Genomic DNA, 6363 nt, shown 5'->3' with positions numbered 1-6363 from the left:
AGACCACACCGCGCTCGCGCCAGACCTGGCCGTCGAAGGCAAGGAGCTGGACCGGCATCGCATCCAGCACCTCGTTGCCGATGACGACGGCCTCCAGTTCGGCGGGCAACGCGTCCAGCCAGTCGACGCGCCCCCCCCAATGCGAAAGGCGTTCGCGCTGGCGCTCGCGCAGTTCGGCCGACAGCTCCACTATTGCGTAGCGTGCCAGGCCCGCGCCCAATGCATCCAGCTCCGCGATCAACTGGGCCGCCAGTGCACCCGAGCCGGCACCGAACTCGATGACATCGCGGCAACCGCTGGCGTCCATGGCCTGAGCGAGCTGGCGGGCCAGCGCCCGACCGAACAGCGGCGACATCTCGGGTGCCGTGACGAAGTCCGAGCCCTCGCTGGGCATCTGGCCGAACTTGCGCCGGCCGCCGGCGTAATAGCCCAGGCCCGGCTCGTACAGGGCCATGCTCATGAAACGGTCGAAGCCCAGCCAGCCGCCGGCTGCGGCGATCTCGGCGTGGATCTTGTCGGCGAGCTTCACCGCGCCATTCATCGAGCTTTCACCCAGGCTTCGAACTCGGCCAGCGGCATCGGCGCGCCGACCAGCTCGCCCTGGAACTGCTGGCAGCCCCAGCCAGCCAGCAGCTGCCATTGGGCCGCGGTGCGCACGCCTTCGGCCGTGACGGTCAGGCCCAGGCCGACGGCCATCTGCACGATGGCCCGCGTGATGGCCTGGGCACCGACATCGTMGGGCAAGCGGGCGACGAAGCCCTGGTCGATCTTGAGCTTGTCCAGCGGCAGCTCCGTCAGGTGGGCCAGCGAGGTGTAGCCGGTGCCGAAGTCGTCGACCGACACCSTCAGCCCGAGAGCACGCAGCTGGGCCAGCGTCGCCGGTGCATGCGTGATGTCGTCGATGAGCATGCGCTCGGTCAGCTCCAGCTCCAGCCATTGGCCTTGCGCGCCGGACTCCTGCAACACGCGCTTGACCGTGTCGGCAAAGCCATCGAGATGGAACTGGATGCGCGACAGGTTGACGGCGATGCGCATGGCGCCATGGCCGCGGGTCAGGCCGTTCTCGCGCCAGCGCCGTGCCGTTGCGGCGGCTTCGCGCAGCACCCATTCGCCGAGGTTGAGCATCAGGCGGTGGCGCTCGGCAACGAAGATGAAAGCGTCCGGCGCCAGCAGGCCACGCCGCGGGTGGCGCCAGCGCAGCAGCGCCTCGGCGCCCGACAGCTGACCCGTCGTCGCCTCGACCTGGGGCTGGAAGAAGAGTTCGAACTCGTTGCGCGTCAGGCCTTGGGCCAGCTCGGCTTCGAGCACGATGTCGGCATAGGCGGCCTCGGCCAGCGAGGATTCGAAGAACTGGTAGGTCGCACGGCCACGGGCCTTGGCGAGGTACATGGCCGTGTCGGCATGCTGGATGAGGTCATCCGCCTGCCGGCCGTCGTCCGGGTAGACGGCCACGCCGATGGAGGGCGTGACCGACAACGCCCGGCCATCGGCCTTGACGGGCACTTCGACGACCGACAGCAGGGCCTCCAGCACGACGACGATGTCGGCGCGACTGGTCAGGTCGCTCAGCAGCACGATGAACTCGTCGCCACCGAAGCGGCCGACGAGGTCGCTGTCGCGCAGCGCACCGACGATGCGCTCGGACACCGTCGTCAGCACCTGGTCGCCCTCGAGATGACCCAGGGAATCGTTGACGCGCTTGAAGTTGTCCAGGTCGATGAAGAGCAGGGCCAGCATCTCGCCCTTGCGCTCGGCGCGGCGCATCTGCAGGGCCATGCGGTCCATGAAGGCCGCGCGGTTGAGCAGGCCGGTCAGGACATCGTGATGGGCCAGGTGCTGGATGCGCGCCTCGTTGGCGAGACGGTCGCTGATGTCGCGCACGACGGCCATGCGCAGCTGCTCGCCGTCGCGCTCCATCGTGCGCATGATGAGCTCGACCGGAATGCGTGAGCCGTTGCAGTGCGTGACGGCGGTCTCGTAGCGAAGCTCCTGCCCTCGCAACATGACCTCGCGGACCTTGGGCAGTTCGTCGGCGTCGACATAGGACAGCACGTGCTTGCCGATCAGTTCGTCCGCCGACCAGCCCAACATCTTGCACAGGGGCTGGTTGACGTCGGTCATGATGCCGTCGCGGTGGAAGAGGATGCCCTCCACCGTGGCCTGCATGAACTTGTCGAGCCTGGCCTCCGATTCCCGCAGCCGGCGCTCGGCCAGGCGATGGCGCGTGATGTCGTAGACCAGGACCCAGCTGCCCAGCAGCGTGCCCTGGCTGTCGAACTGCGGAATCAGGTGGATCTCGAGGAAGGACAGCTTGCCGCCGGGCTGGATCAGCTCGCGCTCGTAGACGACGGGCTTGAGGTCGCGCACCAGTTGTTCGACCGACACGCGCACATGCTCGTAGGCCTCGGATCCGACGATCTCGCTGAAGTGCTTGCCGACGATGGAGTCCTGCGTCAGCTTGAAGGCCTCGGCATAGCCACGGTTGGCAAAGAGGCAACGATGGTCGGCGGCACCGTACAGCGCGATCCAAGCCGGCACATGATCGGCCAGCATGCGAAAGCGCGCCGCGTCCAGGGCCTGGCGCTCGAGGTCGAGTTCCTTGGGCGAACTCATGTGCTTCCCATCGTGCGTCGGGCCAGGCACAGGTCGTCCCAGGCACCGGCCTTGTCCGCAGGCGAGCGCAGCAGGTAGGCCGGGTGGTAGGTGACGATGACGGGCAGGTCGCGCCAACGGTGCACGCGGCCGCGCAGCTTGCCCAGGGGTTCGGTCAGGCCAGTCAGCCGGCGCGCCGCCTGCAGGCCCATGGCCAGCACGACGCGCGGGCGCAGCAGTTCGGCCTGGCGTGCCAGCACGGCCTCGCAGGCGTCCAGCTCGCCGGGCTGGGAGGCCCGGCCGCGCGGCGGGCGGCACTTGACGATCGGGGTTACGAAGGCGGTCGCTTCATCACCCGTGCGACGTTGGCCGGCGGCGCTCAGCATGCGGTCCAGCAGGCGGCCCGTATCACCGCCGAGCGCTTCGCCGGAGGCGTCGTCGCCTTCATCGGGCGGATCGGTGACGACCAGCCATTGCGCCTGCTGCAGGGCGCCGTTGCCGAAGACGGCGTTGCGGCGCTGCTCGCACAGGCCGCATGCCCGGCAACTCGAGACGGCCTCGCGCAGCGCCGGCATATCCAGGTTGGCGAAGCTCGACGGCGCCGACGGCGCCGCCACACGCACGATGACAGGCGGCGGCGCGGCAACGACGATGGGCTCGGGTTCGACCTCGATGACGTCGACGGGCTGCATCACCGCGCTCGCCGCCGGCAGCCGATAACCCATCTCGGCCAACATGGCCCGCTGGCGCAGATCCCAACTCATGCCGGCACCGACAGGCTCATGAGGATGGCATCTTCGCGCGGCCCCTGCTGCACCGGGTAATACGCGCGGCGCCTGCCAACCTCTGCGAAGCCGTAGCGGCGGTAGACCTCGCGAGCGCGCTCGTTGCCGACGCGCACTTCCAGCCACAGCTGCGTCAGGCCGCGGCGGCGGCATTCGCCCACCAGCCGGTCCAGCATGGCCACCGCCAGGCCGCGCCCCTGCCAGGCCGGCACAACGGTGATGTTGAGCAGGTGCATCTCGTCCACGCCCGGCATGGCGACCCAATAACCGAAAAGCTCGGCGCGCGGCCCGCGCAGCACCTCGGCCGGGTAGGCGGCCGCCAGCGAGTCGACGAAATTGCCATGCGTCCACGGCACCGGGTAGGCCTGGCGCTCGACGGCGATGATCTCGGTCAGGTCGGGCACCCGCATGGCCTCGGCCTCGAAGGGCGGCAGGCTGCGCTCCAGCAATGCGCTCATGACTTGAGTTCTCGCTCGGCCGTCGTCAGCGCAACCTTGTCGCGCACATAGACGGGCAGGGCCTCGGCCGCGTCGCGCATCTCGCCACGCTGCCAGGCGGCCAGAGCCAAGGTACCCAGGGCTGCAGCGCGCGAACGGGCCTGCGGCCAGGTCTGCGGCAACACGCCCAGGGCCTCGGCATATTCGGTCAGGGCCGTACCGGCGACGGCCGCGGGCGTCCCCCAATGCGCGGCCAGCGCCTCGGGCTTGTAGAGGGCGGGAGCTTCGACGGCGACCCAGGCGCCATCGGCCCAGCGGTAGCGGGCCGCATAGATCTCGCCGATACGCGCGTCCATCGCCACCCAGAGGTCGTCGCCAGCGCCTTGCGCACGGGCGTCCTCGGCGACCAGCATCAGGCTGTCAATGGCCAGCACCGGCCGGTCCAGCCCGAAGGCCAGGCCCTGCGCGACGGCGCAGGCGGTGCGCAGCCCGGTGAAGGCGCCGGGGCCCTGCCCGAAAGCGATGGCGTCCAGGTCGGCCATCGCGATGCCCGCGCCGGCCAGCAGGGCCTTGACCTCGGGCAGCATGCGTGCCGACGCCTGCGCCCCGCCCTGGGCCTCGAAAACCCGAGTCTGCCCCTCGGCCACGAGGGCCAGGGCCATCGTGTCGGTGGAGCTGTCGAGAGCCAGGAGGGAGGGCATCAACCCAGTGTAACTTTCGGGTCATGCGCAGACAGGCGATGGGATGGGTGTTGGCGGGTTGGATCCTGGGGGTACAGGCGGCGGAACCATTGCCGCTGTCGGTCCAGGTCGCGCTGCGCCAGGCCCAGGTGCCGGCCACCGCTCTGGGCGTGTTCGTGCAGGCCCTGGATGAACCCCGGCCCCGCCTGGCCTGGCAGCCAGACATGCCACTGAACCCCGCCTCACTGACCAAGCTCGTCACCAGCATGGCGGCGCTGGACACCCTGGGCCCGGCCTGGCAATGGCAGACGCCGGTCTGGCTGACCGAGGACGGCGGCCTGGCCATCCAGGGCAGCGGCGACCCACGCCTGTCCACCGAGCGCGTCTGGGGGGTGCTGAAGCGCCTGGGCATCAGCGAATTGCGCGGCCCGCTGCGCCTGGACCGCAGCGCCTTCACGCCCGGCGCCGCCGAGCCCGGTGACTTCGACAACGAGCCCTGGCGCGTCGGCAATGTGCTGCCCGAGGCCTTGCTGCTGAACTTCAAGGCGGTCAGCTACACGATCCGCGTCGAAGGCATGCAGGCCCGCATCAGCGCCGACCCGGCGTTGGACCCACCCCAGACCGTGCCGACGACGGCCGGGCCCTGCGGCGACTGGCGCGGCGCGCTGAAGCTGCAATGGGCCGCCGGCCAGCGCCCGCGCTTTGYCGGCAGCTATGCGGCGGCCTGCGGCGACCTGACCTGGACCCTGGCCGATCCCGACCCGGCCACCTACCCGGCGCGGCTGCTGGCGCTGATGCTGCGTGAAGCCGGCATCGCCTGGCGCGGCGAGGCCATCGTCGACGCACCAGCGCCCGCCAGCGCGCCCACGCTGCTGTGGCCCGGCCCGACGTTGGCCGAGGCGCTGCGCGATATGAACAAGGCCAGCAGCAATCTCACGGCCCAGCAGGTGTTGCTCAGCACCGCGCGCGCCGCTGGCGTGCCCGCGCCCTCACCCGACACGGCGGCAACCTGGCTGCAGGCCTGGCTGGACGCGCATRCCGGCACGACGCCACCGACCCGCGTGGTCAACGGCTCCGGCCTGGCCCGCGAGACGCGCATGAGCCCGGCCCAGCTGGCAGCGCTGCTGCGCTGGGCCTGGGGCCAGCCCTGGATGCCTGAGCTGTTGGCCTCGCTACCGGTGGCCGGGCTGGACGGTACGCTGTCACGCCAGCCCGGGYGCTTTGGCGCTGCGGCCGGGCGGGCGCATCTCAAGACCGGTTCGCTGCGCGACGTCGTCGCGCTGGCCGGCATCGTCGATGCGCCCTCGGGCAAGCGCTGGGTGCTGGTTGCCATCGTCAACCACCCACAGGCCCAGGCCGCGCGCGGCGTGCTGGATGCAGTATTGCGCTGGGTGGCGCAGGACGCGCCGGAGGGCAAGGCCGGGCGCTGACGCGCAGGTCAGGCGTCGCTCTCAGCGGCGTAGGGCTCGACGCCCTGGCCCGTGAACCAGGTGTCCCGCTCAGACACATGGCCGCCGCCGACAGCGTTGTAGTTCACCGTKAGTTCCTCATCGGCGGCAATGTCGCGGATGGCCACGAAGCGCAGCAGCCGCAACTCGACATCGGCCTCGTAGCGCATATTGGCCGGGTTCTCATGGTTGTACATGCTGCCGTAGCCGAGAGCCAGGCAATGGCCGCTTGTGGTGTGAGCCAGCACGCCCCAGTTGAAGAGCAGTTTTCTGACCTCCTCGGGAATCGACGTGTAGGAGCCGGTGAACAGCACGACAGGGCAGGCCTCGACGGTCTCCCCCTTGGCATGAGGCCGTGACGCATAGGCGCCGCGGCCTTTGGTCGTGCCCGTGTCCTTGATGTAGACGCTGGGGGATTGGA

The 6363-nt window shown here is 70.0% G+C and carries 7 protein-coding genes; 1 reads left to right on the top strand and 6 read right to left on the bottom strand.

Features of this window, described 5'->3' with window-relative positions; genetic code table 11:
• The 5 genes from AC1DU6_RS16630 to tsaB all read right to left on the bottom strand — a co-directional run.
• Positions 1–541 (bottom strand): SAM-dependent methyltransferase (locus AC1DU6_RS16630; RefSeq protein WP_477858400.1); only part of this gene is annotated, 541 nt, incomplete at its 3' end.
• A complete protein-coding gene (locus AC1DU6_RS16625; RefSeq protein WP_477858398.1) occupies positions 538–2613 on the bottom strand; it encodes a putative bifunctional diguanylate cyclase/phosphodiesterase in 2076 nt (691 codons plus the stop codon). The genes AC1DU6_RS16630 and AC1DU6_RS16625, both read right to left, overlap by 4 nt.
• The gene (locus tag AC1DU6_RS16620; protein ID WP_457322969.1) at positions 2610–3356 is read right to left on the bottom strand and encodes a uracil-DNA glycosylase; all 747 of its coding nucleotides are present in this window, start codon (positions 3354–3356) and stop codon (positions 2610–2612) included. Before AC1DU6_RS16620 ends, AC1DU6_RS16625 begins: the two co-directional genes overlap by 4 nt.
• Positions 3353–3835, bottom strand: a complete 483-nt coding sequence (rimI, locus tag AC1DU6_RS16615) for a ribosomal protein S18-alanine N-acetyltransferase (RefSeq protein ID WP_457322970.1) — start codon at positions 3833–3835, stop codon at positions 3353–3355. Before rimI ends, AC1DU6_RS16620 begins: the two co-directional genes overlap by 4 nt.
• Complete coding sequence (gene tsaB, locus AC1DU6_RS16610) at positions 3832–4515, bottom strand: tRNA (adenosine(37)-N6)-threonylcarbamoyltransferase complex dimerization subunit type 1 TsaB (RefSeq protein ID WP_457322971.1); 684 nt, start codon at positions 4513–4515, stop codon at positions 3832–3834. The genes rimI and tsaB overlap by 4 nt, the downstream gene beginning before the upstream one ends.
• A gap of 38 nt (positions 4516–4553) precedes the next feature.
• Here tsaB and dacB point away from each other — a divergent pair, with 38 nt between their 5' ends.
• Complete coding sequence (gene dacB / locus AC1DU6_RS16605) at positions 4554–5924, top strand: D-alanyl-D-alanine carboxypeptidase/D-alanyl-D-alanine endopeptidase (RefSeq protein WP_477858395.1); 1371 nt, start codon at positions 4554–4556, stop codon at positions 5922–5924.
• Between the two features lie 8 nt (positions 5925–5932).
• Here dacB and AC1DU6_RS16600 read toward each other — a convergent pair.
• Positions 5933–6363, bottom strand: a 431-nt coding sequence (locus tag AC1DU6_RS16600) for an SET domain-containing protein-lysine N-methyltransferase (protein WP_477858394.1), incomplete at its 5' end; no start/stop codon positions are given.

The organism is Roseateles sp. P5_B10 (genome assembly GCF_056400485.1).
The sequence above is the reverse complement of the archived record's forward strand: the minus strand, read 5'-3'. Positions and strand labels throughout refer to the sequence as shown.

Coding starts and splice junctions, on each gene's coding strand:
- tsaB (WP_457322971.1), bottom strand. CDS start 4,515: ATGCCCTCCCTCCTGGCTCTCGACAGCTCCACCGACACGATGGCCCTG.
- AC1DU6_RS16620 (WP_457322969.1), bottom strand. CDS start 3,356: ATGAGTTGGGATCTGCGCCAGCGGGCCATGTTGGCCGAGATGGGTTAT.
- rimI (WP_457322970.1), bottom strand. CDS start 3,835: ATGAGCGCATTGCTGGAGCGCAGCCTGCCGCCCTTCGAGGCCGAGGCC.